The 17,489-nt window shown below is 64.0% G+C and carries 16 protein-coding genes; 6 read left to right on the top strand and 10 right to left on the bottom strand.

All coding sequences use genetic code 11. The features are described 5' to 3' along the window. The first annotated feature begins 211 nt into the window (after positions 1–211). Positions 212–1,609: a methyl-accepting chemotaxis protein gene (locus FFS18_RS16890; RefSeq protein ID WP_137871728.1), complete on the top strand. Its 1,398-nt coding sequence runs from the start codon at positions 212–214 to the stop codon at positions 1,607–1,609. On the opposite strand, the gene FFS18_RS16885 is transcribed toward FFS18_RS16890, so the two are convergent. The 8 genes from FFS18_RS16885 to FFS18_RS16850 all read right to left on the bottom strand — a co-directional run bounded on the left by FFS18_RS16885 (position 1,606) and on the right by FFS18_RS16850 (position 9,834). Further along, the gene (locus FFS18_RS16885) at positions 1,606–2,025 is read right to left on the bottom strand and encodes a GFA family protein (protein WP_137871727.1); all 420 of its coding nucleotides are present in this window, start codon (positions 2,023–2,025) and stop codon (positions 1,606–1,608) included. The genes FFS18_RS16890 and FFS18_RS16885 overlap by 4 nt on opposite strands. Positions 2,026–2,033: 8 nt before the next feature. Next, the gene (locus FFS18_RS16880) at positions 2,034–2,879 is read right to left on the bottom strand and encodes an AAA family ATPase (protein WP_120217015.1); all 846 of its coding nucleotides are present in this window, start codon (positions 2,877–2,879) and stop codon (positions 2,034–2,036) included. Positions 2,880–3,090: 211 nt separating this feature from the next. Next, positions 3,091–3,762, bottom strand: a complete 672-nt coding sequence (locus FFS18_RS16875; protein WP_502704187.1) for a DUF6975 family protein — start codon at positions 3,760–3,762, stop codon at positions 3,091–3,093. Between the two features lie 256 nt (positions 3,763–4,018). Continuing rightward, positions 4,019–4,489, bottom strand: a complete 471-nt coding sequence (locus FFS18_RS17790; protein WP_249340445.1) for a PspC domain-containing protein — start codon at positions 4,487–4,489, stop codon at positions 4,019–4,021. Positions 4,490–4,928: 439 nt separating this feature from the next. Beyond that, positions 4,929–6,953, bottom strand: coding sequence for an RNA polymerase sigma factor RpoD (gene rpoD, locus FFS18_RS16865; RefSeq protein WP_137871726.1), 2,025 nt, complete (start codon positions 6,951–6,953; stop codon positions 4,929–4,931). Between the two features lie 31 nt (positions 6,954–6,984). Beyond that, positions 6,985–8,868, bottom strand: a complete 1,884-nt coding sequence (gene dnaG / locus FFS18_RS16860) for a DNA primase (RefSeq protein WP_137871725.1) — start codon at positions 8,866–8,868, stop codon at positions 6,985–6,987. Further along, positions 8,865–9,260: an endonuclease domain-containing protein gene (locus FFS18_RS16855; protein ID WP_137871724.1), complete on the bottom strand. Its 396-nt coding sequence runs from the start codon at positions 9,258–9,260 to the stop codon at positions 8,865–8,867. Before FFS18_RS16855 ends, dnaG begins: the two co-directional genes overlap by 4 nt. 121 nt (positions 9,261–9,381) lie before the next feature. Beyond that, the gene (locus tag FFS18_RS16850; protein ID WP_137871723.1) at positions 9,382–9,834 is read right to left on the bottom strand and encodes a GatB/YqeY domain-containing protein; all 453 of its coding nucleotides are present in this window, start codon (positions 9,832–9,834) and stop codon (positions 9,382–9,384) included. 130 nt (positions 9,835–9,964) lie between these two features. Here FFS18_RS16850 and carA point away from each other — a divergent pair, with 130 nt between their 5' ends. The 5 genes from carA to FFS18_RS16825 all read left to right on the top strand — a co-directional run bounded on the left by carA (position 9,965) and on the right by FFS18_RS16825 (position 16,134). Then, positions 9,965–11,149 (top strand): glutamine-hydrolyzing carbamoyl-phosphate synthase small subunit, encoded by a 1,185-nt coding sequence (gene carA / locus FFS18_RS16845; RefSeq protein WP_137871722.1) that lies wholly within the window; start codon positions 9,965–9,967, stop codon positions 11,147–11,149. Continuing rightward, positions 11,146–11,589: a hypothetical protein gene (locus FFS18_RS16840; RefSeq protein WP_137871721.1), complete on the top strand. Its 444-nt coding sequence runs from the start codon at positions 11,146–11,148 to the stop codon at positions 11,587–11,589. Before carA ends, FFS18_RS16840 begins: the two co-directional genes overlap by 4 nt. Then, positions 11,589–14,909: a carbamoyl-phosphate synthase large subunit gene (carB, locus tag FFS18_RS16835; protein WP_137871720.1), complete on the top strand. Its 3,321-nt coding sequence runs from the start codon at positions 11,589–11,591 to the stop codon at positions 14,907–14,909. Before FFS18_RS16840 ends, carB begins: the two co-directional genes overlap by 1 nt. Positions 14,910–15,005: 96 nt before the next feature. Beyond that, positions 15,006–15,482: a transcription elongation factor GreA gene (gene greA / locus FFS18_RS16830; RefSeq protein WP_137871719.1), complete on the top strand. Its 477-nt coding sequence runs from the start codon at positions 15,006–15,008 to the stop codon at positions 15,480–15,482. 16 nt (positions 15,483–15,498) lie between these two features. Then, positions 15,499–16,134 (top strand): rhomboid family intramembrane serine protease, encoded by a 636-nt coding sequence (locus FFS18_RS16825; protein WP_120217006.1) that lies wholly within the window; start codon positions 15,499–15,501, stop codon positions 16,132–16,134. Positions 16,135–16,156: 22 nt separating this feature from the next. Here FFS18_RS16825 and FFS18_RS16820 read toward each other — a convergent pair whose 3' ends face one another. Both FFS18_RS16820 and FFS18_RS16815 read right to left on the bottom strand, forming a co-directional pair. Beyond that, a complete protein-coding gene (locus tag FFS18_RS16820; protein WP_137871718.1) occupies positions 16,157–16,705 on the bottom strand; it encodes an NUDIX hydrolase in 549 nt (182 codons plus the stop codon). 11 nt (positions 16,706–16,716) lie between these two features. Further along, positions 16,717–17,403 (bottom strand): TPM domain-containing protein, encoded by a 687-nt coding sequence (locus tag FFS18_RS16815; RefSeq protein ID WP_120217004.1) that lies wholly within the window; start codon positions 17,401–17,403, stop codon positions 16,717–16,719. Positions 17,404–17,489 lie beyond the last annotated feature (86 nt).

Raw genomic sequence — 17,489 nt, 5'->3', positions numbered from 1 at the left:
TAGCAGTGGAGCACGACTTCGGCGGCAAGGCAAACCGATGGTGCCCCTCCACCAGCTTCGCTGGTCCCCCTCCCCGTTCCGGGGAGGATCGCTCCGTCCGCTCTTCACCCCAAAGCAGCCCACCCCGCATCCACCCGCCCGCGCACTCATTGACCCCGCGTTAACCATTGTCGGTCATAGCTTTGCGGTCAAATTTGAGGTGGGTGCGCGCATGAAATATGATCCGATCAATCCAGCGGGGCCGGTGCTCGACCAGTCGGTCGCAAGCGACTGCGGCGAACTGGCCGTGGGGTGCAGCGAAGCGGCGGGGCGCATCAAGCGTGCGACGGGGCAGATGGACCGCCAGATCGACGAGCTCGGGCGGCTCGAGGATTTTGTCGTCAGCCTGGAATCCGACCAGCGCCAGATTGCCGATTCGACCGACGAGGCAAAATTGCTGTCGGCGCGTGCGTGCGAACAGCTTGATGCCGGGGCCGAACGCGTCAACGGCGCGGTCACCGAATTTCGCGCGGTCATCGACCTCGTTGCGCGGCTCGGTACCCATGTCACCAATTTTGCCGCGGTGATGGAACAGGTGCAGCAGGTCAGCCAGTCGATCGAACAGATTGCCAAGACCACAAACATGCTGGCGCTGAACGCCGCGATCGAGGCCGAGCGCGCCGGCGATGCCGGGCGCACATTTGCGGTCGTCGCCGCCGAGGTCAAAAAGCTGGCGCAGAACACGCGCGGCGCGACCGACGAAATCCGCCGCAGCATCGGCAGCCTCGCCGCCGAAGCGAGCGGGCTGGTCACCGAAATCCAGGCCGGGGTCGAACAGTCGAGCCGCGCCGAGGCACAGTTCGAAACGATCACCGACGCGCTGCACGACGCGACGCACCTCGTCGCGCTACTCGACGACCAAAGCGACCGCATCGCGCAGTCGAGCGCGATGGTCCACGCCAATGGCGCCAAAGTGCGCGAAGCGGTCGACCGTGTCGTCGGGTCGGTGCGCGATAATCGCGCGACGCTGGAGGACACGCGTACGTCGATCCTGTCGATGGAGCATGTATCGAACCGGATGTTCAACGCGGTGATCTCGGCCGGGGTGAGCCCGCAGGATTCGGCGGTCGTCGAACTCGCCGCCAAGGTGCGCGACAAATTTGTTGCGATCGCCGAACGCGCGCTGGCCAATGGCGAACTGACGATGGAGCAATTGTTCGACACCAATTACGTCCGCGTCCCGGGATCGAACCCCGAACGCTTCCGTACGACGCTTTGCGACTGGGCCGATGCAAACTGGCGGCCGTTGTTCGACGACGTCGTCGCGAACAATCCCAATGTGAAGATGTCGTCGGGCGCCGACATGAACGGCTTTCTGCCGACCCACATCAGCGAATGTTCGCGCGCGCCGACCGGCGATGTCGCGCATGACACCGCCTATTGCCGCAACGGCCGTATCCTGTTCGACGAAACCGACAAGGCGGCCAAACGCAGCAACGCGCCCTTCTTCATGGCCGTCTATCGGCAGGAGGGCGACGGCACCAACTATGTGACTGTGCGCAATTGCTACACGCCGGTGGTGATCAACGGTCGCCGCTGGGGCGACGTCGAGGTGGCATACCAGCTTTAACGCGCCGTGCCCGGCGCGGGGGGCTGGCCGGTATATTGCTCGATGGCCGGATCGATCGTCGCTCCCGCTGGCGCTTCGCTGGTCCAGATGGCAACGCTCGGCGTCAGGCCATGATCGTCGAGCAGGCCTAGCCGGACAGCTCGCATTTCAGGCCGTGCCGACGATGCGCCATAAAGCTGGGTGCCGCAGGCCGGACAAAAGGCCCAGGTCAGTTCATTCCCGCTCGCTGCGATGCGGTGGTTTGACGCGATGTCTCCTGACCAGCTGATGTCGGCGGTCTGGAAAATCGCATTATGGGTCGGCCCGCCCGATGCGAGCTTCTGACACTGGCGACACCAGCACTGACGCACCGCGACCGGCTGTCCCTCAATTCGGACCGTCACCGCGCCGCAGGCACAGCTGCCGTTATACGCCATCGCCGCGATCAGCTGCCCTGGCGCCGCGCCATGAACGCCAGCTTTTCGAACAGCATCACGTCCTGCTCATTCTTGAGCAGCGCGCCGTGGAGCGGCGGGATCGCCTTGCCGACGTCGCGGTTCTGGAGCACTTCGAGCGGCATATCCTCGTTGAGCAGCAGCTTCAGCCAGTCGATGAGCTCGCTGGTCGACGGCTTTTTCTTCAAGCCCGGAACCTCGCGCACTTCGTAGAAGATGTCCATCGCACGGCTGACCAGCGTTTTCTGGATGCCGGGGAAATGCACGTCGACGATCGCCGCCATCGTGTCGCGGTCGGGGAATTTGATGTAATGAAAGAAACAGCGGCGCAGGAAGGCGTCGGGCAGTTCCTTTTCATTGTTCGATGTGATGACCACGATCGGGCGTTCCTTCGCGGTGATCGTCTCGTCGGTCTCGTAAACATGAAACGCCATGCGATCGAGTTCCTGGAGCAGGTCGTTCGGAAACTCGATGTCGGCCTTGTCGATCTCGTCGATCAGCAGCACGGGGAGCTTCGGCGAGGTGAATGCCTCCCACAATTTGCCCTTGCGGATATAGTTGCGGATGTCGTGTACGCGTTCCTCGCCCAGCTGGCCGTCGCGCAGCCGCGCCACTGCGTCATACTCGTACAGGCCTTGCTGCGCCTTGGTCGTCGATTTGATGTTCCAGGTGATCAGCGGGGCGTCGAACGCTTTCGCGATTTCCTCGGCCAGCACAGTCTTGCCGGTGCCGGGTTCGCCCTTGACCAGCAAGGGGCGACGCAGCAGCGTCGCGGCGTTGACCGCGACCTTCAGGTCGTCGGTGGCGATATAGGCGCTGGTGCCATCAAAGCGCATTGGCTCATCTTTCCCTTAACGTGAACGTCAAGCAGGCATAGCGGGGGTGGGTGGAGGGTGCAAGCCGCCGCTTTTTCTCCCCTCCCGCTTGCGGGAGGGGCAGCGAGACTTGCAAACTTGTTTGCTAGTCGCAGCGGGGTGGGCTGGGATAGTTCGGAAGCTCGCTTCGCTCGCGCCCACCCCCAACCCCTCCCGCCTGCGGGAGGGGAATTTATGAAGTTGCCCGGCTTGCCGCGCGCGCCGCCATCAGATCCCACAGCCCGTTGTGCTGCGCGATCAGCTGCTGGGCCCCGAACACCATCGCGCGTTCGATCGCCGGACTGTCGGCGACCGTCCCGGCCAACCGGGCCGTGTCGCGCAGATCGGGCAGCGCGCAGGTCGGCGGGGTCATGTCCAGCCGCTGGGCGCTGATGTCGAGTAGGACGCGGATCGTCCGCCAGTCGAGCGTCAGCGCGATCGCGGCGCCAACGGCGCAGCCATGGCGATCCGATTCGGACAGCATGTCGATCGCCTTGCGCTGCGCGGCGACTGCGGCCTCGCATTGCGCCTGCCCCTGCGTGCTTGGCACCGGGCCGACTGCCGAGGCGATCTTGGTCAGAAAGGCGCGTTCCTGAACAAATGCGTCGGCAGCCTGGTCCATCCATTGGCGCGATGCGGGGTCGACGGCTTTGCGCGCCGCATTGTCGATGACCCCGGGGTGGCGGCCGTGAAGAAGGCACAGGAAATGGACGGCGTCGGCCAGGTTGCGCATCGCATCCGGCCCGCTCGACAAGGCCCCGGCGCGGACGTGCGAATGCGCGCCGGTGCCATTGCTGGCGACCAGCGAATCGAGCATTTCGGCGACGCCGCGCGGCTGCAGCAGGGGCTGGGTCGACTGGCTCAACGCATGTTCCTCGCCTGTGGCGCGGGCCGCAGGGGCCGGGCCGGTGAAATTCAACGCCCGGTCATAGGGCAACGTCGTAAACGTCGCGTTTATGGCCAGCACTTGATTTGTACCGGTGCTGTTTCAGTCAGGGACAGACGCAAAGGGACCGGCAAGCCCCGGGGGAAGCTTGCCGGTCCCATCGATGGCGCCCGGGGGGACGCCATCAGCGCGAAAAGGCCGGATCCGGGGAGAGGGAGTGTCCGGCCGATTCGGCTCAAGCTGCGAGGGCGAACTCCTCGGCTTTCTGGCTCGGCTGTTCAGCGGCTTCGACCGCGGCCAGCGCCGGGGTTGCGGGCGCAGCCGACTTGGCGGGGAACAGCAGGCGCGAGGCCAGCACGACGCCGCCAAGCGCGAAATAGCCGATGAAGGTCTGCACCGGGAAGAAGAACAGCGGCGCGACAAAGGCGAGGCGCAGCCACAGCGGGTTGAAGCCAAAATCCTGGCCGACGGCTTCGCAGATGCCGAAAAACGTATCGCGGCGGTTGAAAAGGTTGGAGGTTTCGTTTGCCATCTTCTTGTCTTTCCCTTGGGCTGCGAGCACTGCCCCGCGCCGATGCACCATGCATCGCAAAGGCCGTGCCAGTTTCAGCAATCTCCCGAAAATCCGAGCTTTATGGGGTCGACCATGATCGGCCGTCCGCTCTGGATCGTGAATCGATTCCCATTGGTTGGGAATGATTGCCATTTGATGGGCAGCGCCTGAACCGTTGATGAAGCGCGCCGCATCGCGTGACGACGGCTATCTGGCGTTCAAATGTGAAGATTTAAAGAGCATCGGGAGAAATATTTGTGCAGTGCAGCAAGGAGGTGGCGGCGCGGCGATGCAATGACTGGAATTGACTAATTGTGGGCGTAACGAAGAGCCAGCCTCTCTCCTTTAGGGGAGGGGCAACGAAGACTTGGCAGCTTGCTGCCTGGTCGTAGTGGGGTGGGGGCCATCGGCCTTGCGCAAGGCCGATGGCCCCCACCCGCTGCGACTAGCGAACAAGGTCGCAAGTCTCGCTGCCCTCCCCTGAAGGGGCGGGCGTGATCATGTCCATTAGTCCGCTCCCCACCCCACAGCGCACAACAAAAGGGCGGCCCGTTACCGGACCGCCCTTGATGTCTCTTCGCGCAACCTGCGCTTACTGGTCGAGGAACGACCGCATCTTGCGCGACCGCGACGGGTGCTTCAGCTTGCGCAGCGCCTTCGCCTCGATCTGGCGGATACGTTCGCGGGTCACGCTGAACTGCTGGCCGACTTCCTCCAACGTGTGATCGGTGTTCATGCCGATACCGAAGCGCATGCGCAGCACGCGCTCCTCGCGCGGGGTGAGCGATGCCAGCACGCGGGTGACGGTTTCTTTCAGGTTCGACTGCACCGCCGCATCGACCGGGATCACCGCATTCTTGTCTTCGATGAAATCGCCGAGGTGGCTGTCTTCCTCGTCGCCGATCGGCGTTTCGAGGGAAATCGGCTCCTTGGCGATCTTCATCACCTTGCGGACCTTTTCGAGCGGCATCGACAGCCGCTCGGCCATTTCCTCGGGCGTCGGCTCGCGGCCGCTTTCGTGGAGGAACTGGCGGCTGCAGCGGACCAACTTGTTGATCGTCTCGATCATGTGGACCGGGATCCGGATCGTGCGCGCCTGGTCGGCGATCGAGCGGGTGATCGCCTGACGGATCCACCAGGTCGCATAAGTCGAGAACTTGTAACCCCGGCGATACTCGAACTTGTCGACCGCCTTCATCAGGCCGATATTGCCTTCCTGGATGAGGTCGAGGAACTGCAGGCCGCGGTTCGTATATTTCTTGGCGATCGAGATCACGAGGCGCAGGTTCGCCTCGACCATTTCCTTCTTGGCGATGCGCGCCTCGCGCTCGCCCTTCTGGACCATGTTCACGACGCGGCGGAATTCGGTCAGGCTCATGCCCGCCGCCTGCGCGATTTCCGAAATCTCGATGCGGATGCGATCGACCGCGCCCGCTTCGTTGTCGGCAAAGGCGGCCCATTTCTTGTCGATCCCGCTGACGCTCTCGATCCAATTTTCTTCGAGCTCGCGCCCGATATAATTGTCGAGGAACGCCTTGCGCGGCACCTTGTGGCGCTCGGCGAGGCGCAGCATCTGGCCGCCGAGCGCCGTCAGGCGGCGGTTATAGCTGTACAGCTGGTCTACCAGATATTCGATCTTGGTGTTGTGGAACTGCACGCTTTCGACCTGCGCGGTCAGCTCCTCGCGCAGCTTGTGATACTTCTTCTCCGACGCCGCAGGGAATTCATCGCCCGACGACAAGGCTTCGAGGCGCGTTTCCTGCAGCTTCGAAAACGCCTTGAAGCTCTTGGTGATGTTCGCGAATTTCTCGAGCGCGTCGGGCTTGAGCAATTCCTCCATGGCCGCGAGGCTCAGCGTATTGTCTTCCTCGTCCTCTTCAAAGCTTTCGCGCTTGCCCGACGATCCCTCGCCGTCCTCGTCGTCGCTTTCGGCGGCGGGTTCTTCCTCGACCTCATCCTCGTCCTTGAACGAGACGCCGGCGGTCTTCTCGCTGATTTCGCCGTCGTCCTCGGCGCCTTCGTCGTCCAGATTTTCGGGCGCCGGGTCCTTCGACAGCATCGCTTCCAGGTCGACGATTTCGCGCAGCTGCATGTCGCCATTGTTGAGCGCGGTCGACCAGTCGATGATCGCGTTGAAGGTCAGCGGGCTTTCGCACAGCCCCAGGATCATCGTGTCGCGGCCCGCCTCGATGCGCTTGGCGATCGCGATTTCGCCTTCGCGCGACAGCAGCTCGACCGCGCCCATTTCGCGCAGGTACATGCGCACGGGGTCGTCAGTGCGATCGACCGTTTCCTTCTTCTTTTCGATCGCAGGGTTCGAAACCGACCCGGTGCCGGCCGAAATATCGACTTCATCGTCGGCCTCCTGATCGGCCTCTTCCTGCACATCTTCATCGCTTTCGACGATGTTGATGCCCATGTCGGAAATCGCCGACATGATGTCCTCGATCTGCTCCGACGACATCTCGTCCTGCGGCAGCGCCGCATTCAGTTCGTCATAGGTCAGGTAACCGCGCTTCTTGCCGCGCGCGATCAGCTTTTTGACGTCGGCCTCGTTCAGGTCGATCAGCGGGCTGTCGGTGTCGGCTTCGGTTTCGGCGGTGTTCTTGGTGGCCATATTTGTTCCTGCCAATGGGGCAATCAGTGGGTCAGCCTGGGCTGCTGTCGGACAGCGCGGCCAGGCGGCGGGTCAATTCCTCGTCCATCGCACGCAGCTTTTGCTGCCGCGCATGGCCTTCGTCGTCCATCGTGCGCATGTAATCCGCGGTTGCTTCGGCAAGCCGGGAGCGGATTTCAGGCTGGGTGACCAGCACGCCGATATATTCATCCAGGTCGCGAAGCGCGGTTTCCCGCGCTGCATCAACCTCTTCGCCGTCAAGCCTGCGATTGAACGAGAAGTGCATTCCGTCGGCTCTGAGCAATGTCGTCGCCCTATTATACACTTTCATTGGCTCCAATATGGCAAGCAACCCCTCGCAATCAAGCCCTTCTTGGCCGCCCGCGCTGTCAAGCATTACGCGCAGCAGTTCGGCGTCGGCTGAATCGGGGATCGCAAGCCGCGTCAGCGCTTCTTCGTGGCGCCGGATCGCCGCTGGATAGCGCAGCAGTCCGGCGATCAACGCCGCGGCATAATGACCGCCGATACCGATCTGGCCGATCGATCGCGCCTCGTCGACGGGTGGCTGGAGGCGCGGGTCGGGCGCGAAGCGGCGCCCGCCTCCGCCGCGCGGCGGCTGCGGGGCCCATGGCACGCGCGGCCCGCGCTCGGGGCGCCCCCGCGCGAACAGCGCGTCGAGCCGCTCGCGGAATGCCTCGCGATAATGGTGGCGGACATCGGCATCCTCGATTGCGTCGGCGTGGGCGAGCAGGCGCGTCTTCAGCGCCGCACGTTCCTCGGGGGTCGTGAGCGGGCCTGCCGCAACTTCGTGCGCCCACAGCCGCTCCACCAGCGGCTGCGCTTCGTCCACGATCGCGGCAAAGCCGTCGGCGCCGCGCGCCCGGACCAGGTCGTCGGGATCTTGCCCCGCAGGCAGGGTGGCAAAGGCAAGGCTGAAGCCGGGGCGGAGCAACGGCAGCGCGCGCATCGCGGCGCGCATTGCGGCCTTCTGTCCGGCGCTGTCGCCGTCGAAGCACAGCACCGGCACGGGGACCATCCGCCAGAGCATGCCGAGCTGGTTCTCGGTGAGCGCGGTGCCGAGCGGCGCCACCGCATCGGCGATGCCCGCTTCGGCGAGCGCGATGACGTCCATATAGCCTTCGACGACGATGATCCGGTTCGTCTGCCGCGACGCGGGCGAGGCCTTGTCGAGATTGTAGAGCGTGCGCCCCTTGTCGAACAAAGGCGTGTCGGGCGAGTTCAGATATTTTGGCTCGCCATCGCCCAATATGCGCCCGCCGAACGCAATCACCCGCCCGCGCGCGTCGCGGATCGGGATCATCAGGCGCCCGCGGAAGCGGTCGTAGGGTTCCTTGTCATCGACGGCAATGAGCATGCCCGATTCGACGAGCATTGCGGTCGGGAATTTCTTGAGCGCCTCTTTGAGCGCCGACCGGCTGTCGGGCGCGAGGCCGAAACCGAACGCCTTGCGCGTCGCCTCCGAAATCCCGCGCTTCGCCAGATATTCGCGCGCCGGGGCGCCGTTGCTGCTGGCGAGCTGCTGCGCGAACCAGTCCGCAGCGGCCTGTGTCACATCGCGCAGGCTCGCCTGCTCCTCGGCCTTTTTGGCGGCGCGCGGGTCGGGGGCAGGGACGTCCATCCCCGCTTCGGCGGCGAGCTCCTTGACCGCGTCCATGAACGACAGCCCGCGCTGGTCGGTCATCCAGCGGATCGCATCGCCGTGGGCGCTGCAACCGAAGCAGTGGTAGAAGCCCTTTTCGTCGTTGATCGTGAAGCTCGGCGTTTTTTCATTATGGAAGGGGCAGCACGCCTTATACTCCCGCCCCGCGCGCGTGACCTTCACCGTGCGCCCGATCAGGGTCGAGAGGGTGATCCGCGATCGGAGTTCGTCCAGCCATTGCGGGGTGAGGGTCAAGAGTCCCCCTCCCGCTTGCGGGAGGGGTTAGGGGTGGGCAGCAGGGCAAGGGTGCGCTCGACCTCGATCGCAACGCCTTCGATATTGCTCATGACGTCGTCATTCGTAAATCTAAGCACTTTGTAGCCGTTCTCGGCCAGCCACCGATCGCGACGACTGTCGTAAGCTTGGCGCATGTCATGCGAATATCCATCAAGCTCGATAATCAGCTGCGCTTCCCTGCAAAGGAAGTCAGCAAAATATGGACCGACGGGCATTTGTCGGCAGAACTTCCAACCGCCCACCTTTCGCCCGGACAAACAGCGCCACAGCATGCGCTCCGCCGGAGTAGCGGCGTTACGCAACTCCCTTGCTCGCGGCGTGTCGCGGGGCTGAAACAGTCCGTCCATCATAGGTCGGTATGCCCACCCCCGACCCCTCCCGCAAGCGGGAGGGGAGAGGCTCGGTTCGCGGCCATATTGTTCCCCTCCCGCTTGCGGGAGGGGCTAGGGGTGGGCAGCGCCGATAGCGGATTTAGCTCAACGCCGCCTTAACCCACCCGCTCGCCTTGCTCATATCAAGCTGCGAACCCAGCCGGTCCTTCACCGCGGCCATCACCTTGCCCATGTCCTTCGGGCTGGTCGCGCCGAGTTCATCGACGATCGCCTTGATCGCTGCGGTCGCGTCGGCTTCGGAAAGTTGCGCGGGCAAGAAATCCTCGATCACCGCCACTTCCGCGGCCTCGATGTCGGCGAGCTCCTGGCGACCGCCCTGTTCGTACATGGTGATCGATTCGCGGCGCTGCTTGACCATTTTCTGCAGCACGTCGGTGACCAGCACATCGTCGTCGGCCGGTGCGGTGCCCGTGCGCAGTTCGATGTCCTTGTCCTTGATCTTGGCCAGCATCAGCCGGATGGTGCCCAGACGCGCCTTGTCGCCGGCTTTCATCGCGGCAACCTGCGCAGCCTTGATGTCGTCACGAATCATGCGTGTCCCCATGGCTCTGAAATTTCGGAAAGACCCTCTCTAGCGGGAAGATTCCAAATCCGATAGCTTGTGAATCACTTTTTTGCCGCCTACTTGGTCGGCCGTTTAGCCCCCGTCCGGAGCATGTTGAATGGCACCTGCCAACCCCTCTGCCGCGCCTGCGGTCCAGCCCTCGGGCGCCACCGGCGTCCTTGTCCTTGCCGATGGCACGATCCGGTGGGGCGTCGGCTATGGCGCGAGCGGCTCTGCTGTGGGCGAGATTTGTTTCAATACGTCGATGACCGGCTATCAGGAGATACTGACCGACCCGAGTTACGCGGGGCAGGTCGTCACGTTCACCTTCCCGCACATCGGCAATGTCGGCGCGAACCCCGAGGATATGGAACGCCGCGTGCACGGCGCGCTCGGCGCGATCACGCGCGAGCTACCGACGCAGCCCAGCAACTTCCGCAGCGTGCAGACGCTCCCCGAATGGATGGCCGAACAGGGCGTGATCGGGCTCGCGGGCATCGACACGCGGGCATTGACGCGGCGCATCCGCGATGCGGGCGCCCCGAACGGCGTGATTGCGCACAGCACCGACGGCAAGTTCGACATCGACGCGCTGCTCGCGATGGCGCGCGGCTGGGTGGGGCTTGAGGGGATGGATCTGGCGAAGGACGTCAGCCGCACCGACACCGGCGAGTGGACCGGCGGCGCGTGGACGCTGGGCCACGGCTATGCGATCGAGGACGGCGGCGCGCGGCCGCATGTCGTCGCGATCGACTATGGCGCGAAGGACAATATCTTCCGCAACCTCGTAAAGGCCGGCGCGCGCGTTACCGTGGTGCCTGCGAAGACCAGCCTCGAAGAGATCGTCGCGCTGCGCCCTGCGGGGGTGTTCCTGTCGAACGGCCCCGGCGATCCGGCGGCGACGGGCGAATATGCGGTGCCGGTGATCAAGGGGTTGCTCGACCGCAATGTCCCGATCTTCGGCATCTGCCTCGGCCACCAGCTGCTCGCGCTCGCCGCGGGGGCAAGGACGGTGAAAATGCATCAGGGCCACCGCGGCGCGAACCATCCGGTGCAGCGCGTCGGCGGCGATTTCGCCGACGGGGTGGTCGAGATCACCAGCATGAACCACGGCTTCGCGGTCGACGCATCGACCTTGCCGGGCGGCGTGGTCGAAACGCACAAGAGCCTGTTCGACGGATCGAACTGCGGCATCGCGATCACGGGCAAGCAGGCTTTCAGCGTGCAATATCACCCCGAGGCGAGCCCGGGGCCGCAGGATAGCTTCTATCTGTTCGAGAAGTTTGTGGGTGGGCTGCAGTGAGCGCCATATTCGCGATCCTTCTTGCGTTTGGTCAAGCTGATGAAGCTTCGTCAACTGCTACTTTTGAGCACGGCATTTGGAAGGGCATTTGCTCGCTCAATCCGGAAGCGGAAGATGGCAAGAAACAGGTTTGCCAAGCCCATACAAGCGGTCGAATAGTGCTGACCTTTAAGCGTGACGCCGAGGAGTGGACAGTTTCTTCCCGCGTTGAAGGGTGCGATACAGAACAAGGGATAGAAATAATTCCATCATCTTCGACGAGAAATATTCTTTCGATAGGCGACAAAGCCGCTGCTCAGATTTTGAAGTCGATGGTGAATACTCGCTTGCTCTCCGCGATGATGTCTTGCGGAATTAAGAAATATGACAATTCGATGCTCAATGAACGAGATCTTGTTGCGATCATTGCTTCGACAAACGCTGCGGATAATTTAAACTGATGCCCAAAAGAACCGACATCCAATCCATCCTCGTCATCGGCGCCGGCCCGATCGTTATCGGTCAGGCGTGCGAGTTCGACTATTCGGGGACGCAGGCGATCAAGGCGCTCAAGGAGGAGGGCTATCGCATCGTCCTCGTCAACTCCAACCCCGCGACGATCATGACCGATCCCGACCTCGCCGACGCGACTTATGTCGAGCCGATCACGCCCGAGATCGTCGCGAAGATCATTGCCAAGGAACGCCCCGACGCGGTGCTGCCGACGATGGGCGGGCAGACCGCGCTCAACACCGCGCTCGCCCTCTTCAACGACGGCACGTTGACCAAATATGGCGTCGAGATGATCGGCGCCGATGCCGAGGCGATCGACAAGGCCGAGGATCGGCAGAAATTCCGCGATGCGATGGACAAGATCGGGTTGGAAAGCGCGCGCAGCGGCGTCGCGCATACGCTCGACGAGGCGTTTGCGGTGCTCGAACGCACCGGGCTGCCCTCGATCATCCGCCCGTCCTTCACGCTTGGTGGCACCGGCGGCGGCATCGCCTATAACCGCGAGGAGTTCGAACAGATCGTCCGCGGCGGCCTGATCGCATCGCCGACCACCGAAGTCCTGATCGAGGAATCGCTCCTCGGCTGGAAAGAATATGAGATGGAGGTGGTGCGCGACCGCAACGACAATTGCATCATCATCTGTTCGATCGAGAATGTCGATCCGATGGGTGTGCATACCGGCGACAGCATCACCGTCGCGCCCGCGCTGACGCTGACCGACAAGGAATATCAGATCATGCGCAACGCCAGCATCGCGGTGCTGCGCGAGATCGGGGTCGAGACGGGCGGGTCGAACGTCCAGTTTGCGGTCAATCCCGCCGACGGCCGCCTGATCGTGATCGAGATGAACCCGCGCGTGTCGCGCAGTAGCGCGCTCGCGTCGAAGGCGACGGGTTTCCCGATCGCCAAGGTCGCGGCGAAGCTTGCGGTCGGCTATACGCTCGACGAGATCATGAACGACATCACCGGGGTCACCCCCGCGTCGTTCGAACCGACGATCGATTATGTCGTCACCAAGATCCCGCGTTTCGCCTTTGAAAAGTTCAAGGGCGCCGAGGCGACGCTGTCGACCGCGATGAAGTCGGTTGGCGAGGTGATGGCGATCGGCCGCACCATCCATGAATCGATGCAAAAAGCATTGCGCGGGCTGGAAACCGGCCTGTCGGGCTTCAACTTCGTCGATCGCCTGAAGGGCGCGACCCACGACCAGCTGCGCAGCGAGCTGGCCAAGGCGACTCCCGACCGGCTGCTCAATGCGGCGCAGGCGATCCGCGAAGGACTGCCGCTGTCGGAAATCAACCGCATCGCGGGTTACGACATGTGGTTCCTCGAACGCATCGCCGAAATCGTCGCCGCCGAGCAGGAGGTGTGCGAAAACGGCCTGCCGCGCGACGCCGAGGGCTTGCGCAAACTGAAAGCGATGGGCTTTTCGGACAAGCGCCTCGCTTATCTCGCGCTCCAGTCGGCGAACCTCCGCCCCGGATCGAAGCGCGCGACCGCGCGCGGCAGCGGCCTGATCCATGAAGCGGTGAAGGCGATGACGGGTGGCGTCACCGAAGCCGAAGTGCGCGACCTGCGCCACAAGCTCGGTGTGCGCCCGGTGTTCAAGACGATCGACACCTGCGCGGCCGAATTTGCGGCCAAGACGCCCTATCTCTATTCGACCTACGAAGCCCCGACCTTTGGCGAGCCCGAGAATGAGGCGAACCCGAGCGAGCGCAAGAAGGTCGTCATCCTCGGCGGCGGCCCGAACCGGATCGGGCAGGGGATCGAGTTCGACTATTGCTGCTGCCACGCCTGCTTCGCGCTCGAAGAGGCGGGCTATGAAACGATCATGGTCAACTGTAACCCCGAAACGGTGTCGACCGACTATGACACGTCCGACCGCCTCTATTTCGAGCCGCTGACCGCCGAGGATGTGCTGGAGATCCTGCACGTCGAGCAGTCGAAGGGCGAGCTGGTCGGTGTCATCGTCCAGTTCGGCGGCCAGACCCCGCTCAAGCTGGCGCAGGCGCTGGCCGAGGCCGGCATCCCGATCCTCGGCACCTCGCCCGACGCGATTGATCTGGCCGAAGACCGCGAACGCTTTGCGGCGCTGGTCAACAAGCTGAAGCTGAAACAGCCCGAAAACGGCATCGCGCGCAGCCGCGAGGAGGCGATCGCGGTCGCGACGCGCATCGGCTATCCGGTGTTGACGCGCCCGTCCTATGTGCTTGGCGGCCGCGCGATGGAGATCGTCGACGATCAGGCGCAGCTTGAAAATTATATCGAGACCGCGGTGCAGGTGTCGGGCGATTCGCCGGTGCTGATCGACCGCTATCTGCGCGACGCGATCGAGGTCGACGTCGATGCGCTCTGTGACGGAACCGATGTCGTCGTGGCGGGGGTGCTCCAGCATATCGAGGAAGCCGGGGTTCATTCGGGCGACAGTGCCTGTTCGATCCCGCCGTACAGCCTGTCGCCCGCGATCATCGCCGAAATCGAGCGCCAGACCGAATTGCTCGCGCGCGCGCTCGAAGTGCGCGGGCTGATGAACATCCAGTTCGCGGTCAAGGGCGACGAGGTTTACCTGATCGAGGTCAATCCGCGCGCATCGCGCACCGTGCCTTTCGTCGCAAAGGCCGTCGGTTCGCCGATCGCCAAGATCGCGGCGCGCGTGATGGCCGGCGAAAAGCTCGCCGACCTGCCCAAGATCAACCGCGACATCGCGCATGTCGCGGTGAAGGAAGCGGTGTTCCCCTTCGCGCGCTTCCCCGGCACTGACCCCGTGCTCAGCCCCGAGATGAAATCCACCGGCGAAGTCATGGGAATCGACCGCGATTTCAACCTCGCTTTTGCCAAGGCACAGCTCGGCGCGGGGGACCGCCTGCCGACCGATGGCCGCGTGTTCGTGTCGGTCAAGGACAGCGACAAGCCGCGCATCCTGGACTCGGTCCGCCGCCTGACGGGGTGGGGCTGGAAAGTGATCGCGACCGGCGGCACCGCCGACTATCTGGCGGCACAGGGGATCGAGGTCGAGCGCGTGAACAAAGTCGCCGAAGGCCGCCCGCACATCGTCGACCGGATCAAGGACGGCGATGTCCAGCTGATCTTCAACACCACCGAGGGCTGGCAAAGCTTGCAGGATTCGCAATCGATCCGCGCGTCGGCGCTGGCGGGCGACGTCGCCTATTACACGACCGCTGCGGGCAGCGATGCCGCGACCCACGCGATCGGGGCGCTGCGCGCGCACAGTCTTGAAGTAAAGCCGCTTCAGGACTATTATTGAGGGACCGCTCCACCTCCCCGACATTACGGAACAGCGGCGCAGCCGCCCCGGCGAAGTTTCGCTGGCGGCGGATTATTGACGAAGGACAAGATGATAATGGCAAGCGTTGAAAAGGTACCGATGCTGGCAGAAGGCTATGACAAGCTGAGCGCACAGCTCAGCGCGCTCAAAGCCGAGCGACCGCTGATCGTCGATGCGATCGAGGAAGCGCGCGCCCACGGCGACCTTTCGGAAAATGCCGAATATCATGCCGCCAAGGAACGCCAGGGCCAGGTCGAAGCAACGATCGGCGACCTCGAGGACAAGCTGTCGCGCGCGCAGGTGATCGACCCGACGACGCTGTCGGGCGACCGCATCGTGTTCGGCGCGACGGTGACCCTCGCCGACGAGGACGACAAGCCGGTGCGTTACCAGATCGTGGGTCAGGCCGAGGCCGACGCCAAGGACGGCAAAATCAGCTATAGCTCGCCGCTCGGCCGCGCGCTGATCGGCCGCCGCGTCGATGACGAGGTCGAGGTTACCGTGCCCGCGGGCGACAAATATTATCTGGTGACCAAGATCGAATTCATCTGACGGGCGGACCGACGCTATGAACCCGCAGCAGGCGCCGCTGGTCACCGGCTACGCGCTCGTGTGTGTCATCGTCCATGTCCTGCTGTCGATCACCGGGCTGCAGATCGACGCGATCATCCGCGCCGGCTTTATTCCGGCGCGGTTCGCATCCGAACTGATCGTCCCGCCGGGGACGATGGTGCCGTTCCTGCTCACTCCGCTGACCTCGGCCTTTCTGCACGGCGGGGTGCTGCACATCGTCTTCAACATCATCATCCTGTTGTTCGTCGGCCGCCAGCTCGAGGCGCCGCTGGGCGCCAAGGCGATGGCGGTGCTGCTCGTCGCCGGCGCCTATGCCGGGGCGCTCGCGCAATTTCTGTCCGATCCGCAATCGGCGGTGCCGATGATCGGCGCCAGCGGCGCCATCTCGGCGGTCATTGCCGTATTTGCCTTGATCTTCAGCCGCAGTCAGGCGCCCGCGATCGGCCCGGTCCCGGCGCATTGGGTCCGCGCGCTGTGGCTCGCCGCGGCGTGGATCGGGCTGCAACTGCTGATCGGCTTTGCTGGCGGCGGCGAATTTGGCGCGATCGCCATCTGGGCGCATGTCGGCGGCTTCCTGGCGGGATTGCTGCTGGCGCGGCCGTTGCTTCGGTGGCGGTTCGGGGGGCGCTGACCTTATTCGAGGTCCGTTCGGGTCAGATGTTGGCCAACAGCCCGCCCGCCAGCAGCATCGCCACCCGCACGTCGATTCCGCATCCTTCGGCGCGTTTCGCCGCGATGAATTGCTCGATCCCGTCCAGCGGCACGCGGTGGACGACAATATCCTCGCCCGCGACCCCGCCGCCGGCGCCAACCTTGTCCAGACCCGTCGCCACCAGCAACGTAAAGCTTTCGCTGACCATTCCCGGCGAGCTGTAGAATTCGCCCACCGTCCGCCAATGCGCGGCGCGATAGCCGGTTTCTTCTTCCAGCTCGCGCGCTGCCGCGACCTCGGCTGCCTCACCCGCGCGGTCGTCGCCGACCAGTCCCGCGGGCAGTTCGAGGCAATTGACCTTCAGCGGCACGCGATATTGCTCGACCAATATGACATGGCGCCCGTCCGCCGCGTCGTCGATCGCCAGGATCACCGCGGCATGAATGCCGCGCGAACGTGAGACATATTCCCACGTCCCCTGCTGGCGTACCGTGATGAATTTGCCCTCCCAGCGGGTTTCGATGGGGGTGTCGGGGGTAGGGCGGGTCACCGGCGAGACGCCTAAATCTCGATCAGCCGATCGGGCAGCTCGTTCGGATTCTCGCTACCGCGCGGGAAATGTTCTGCCAGCACCGCGCCCATCTGGGTCACCGCGGCCGCCATCCCGGCGCCCGGCTGTCCGGCGCGAACCTGCTCGATCAGCGCCGCCATGGCATCGCCCCACACGTCGGGCGACACTTTCGCCGCGATCGCCTCGTCGGCGACGATGTCGGCGCGATGCTCGTTGAGGCTGAGGTAAAGGAGCACCCCGGTGCGGCCCAGGGTCTTGGCCTCGGTTCCCACCTTGAACAGGTCGACCGCGCGCGCCCGCACCCGCGCAGCCTTGATTGCACGCGGGGTCAGCGCCAGCCGCAGCGGCCGCCACAGCAGAATCAACCACATACCGATCCACTTGATAACGCCGATCGCGATCACTGTCCCAAGCCATTGATTGGCGGTCAGCTCATATCCCCAGCCGCCGGTCAGCCGGTCGTACAGGCCGCGATAAAATTCGGGAAGCAGCGCGATAAGCGACATCGCGATGAAGGCGACGACACTGGCCCACACCAGCGCGACATCGTCATAATCGTTCGACTGCGCCGCGACGACGGTGACGATCTCCCCGCTTGTGTGCGCCTCCGCCGCGGCGACCGCGACGGTCACGACATCGTGGTCGGCGGCGCTGAGATGGCTGACTTTTGTTGGCATCGCTCGAACCCCTTACCAGCCGCCCGAGGCGCCGCCGCCCCCGAACGAGCCGCCGCCGCCGGAAAAGCCGCCAAAGCCGCCGCCCC

The organism is Sphingopyxis sp. 2PD (genome assembly GCF_005503695.1).
Classification (GTDB): domain Bacteria; phylum Pseudomonadota; class Alphaproteobacteria; order Sphingomonadales; family Sphingomonadaceae; genus Sphingopyxis.
Note: the sequence above shows the minus strand (reverse complement) of the source record. Positions and strands in the feature narration are given on the sequence as shown.

Coding starts and splice junctions, on each gene's coding strand:
- FFS18_RS16890 (WP_137871728.1), top strand. CDS start 212: ATGAAATATGATCCGATCAATCCAGCGGGGCCGGTGCTCGACCAGTCG.
- FFS18_RS16885 (WP_137871727.1), bottom strand. CDS start 2,025: ATGGCGTATAACGGCAGCTGTGCCTGCGGCGCGGTGACGGTCCGAATT.
- FFS18_RS16880 (WP_120217015.1), bottom strand. CDS start 2,879: ATGCGCTTTGATGGCACCAGCGCCTATATCGCCACCGACGACCTGAAG.
- FFS18_RS17790 (WP_249340445.1), bottom strand. CDS start 4,489: ATGGCAATCATTCCCAACCAATGGGAATCGATTCACGATCCAGAGCGG.
- rpoD (WP_137871726.1), bottom strand. CDS start 6,953: ATGGCCACCAAGAACACCGCCGAAACCGAAGCCGACACCGACAGCCCG.
- FFS18_RS16855 (WP_137871724.1), bottom strand. CDS start 9,260: ATGATGGACGGACTGTTTCAGCCCCGCGACACGCCGCGAGCAAGGGAG.
- FFS18_RS16850 (WP_137871723.1), bottom strand. CDS start 9,834: ATGATTCGTGACGACATCAAGGCTGCGCAGGTTGCCGCGATGAAAGCC.
- carA (WP_137871722.1), top strand. CDS start 9,965: ATGGCACCTGCCAACCCCTCTGCCGCGCCTGCGGTCCAGCCCTCGGGC.
- carB (WP_137871720.1), top strand. CDS start 11,589: ATGCCCAAAAGAACCGACATCCAATCCATCCTCGTCATCGGCGCCGGC.
- greA (WP_137871719.1), top strand. CDS start 15,006: ATGGCAAGCGTTGAAAAGGTACCGATGCTGGCAGAAGGCTATGACAAG.
- FFS18_RS16825 (WP_120217006.1), top strand. CDS start 15,499: ATGAACCCGCAGCAGGCGCCGCTGGTCACCGGCTACGCGCTCGTGTGT.
- FFS18_RS16815 (WP_120217004.1), bottom strand. CDS start 17,403: ATGCCAACAAAAGTCAGCCATCTCAGCGCCGCCGACCACGATGTCGTG.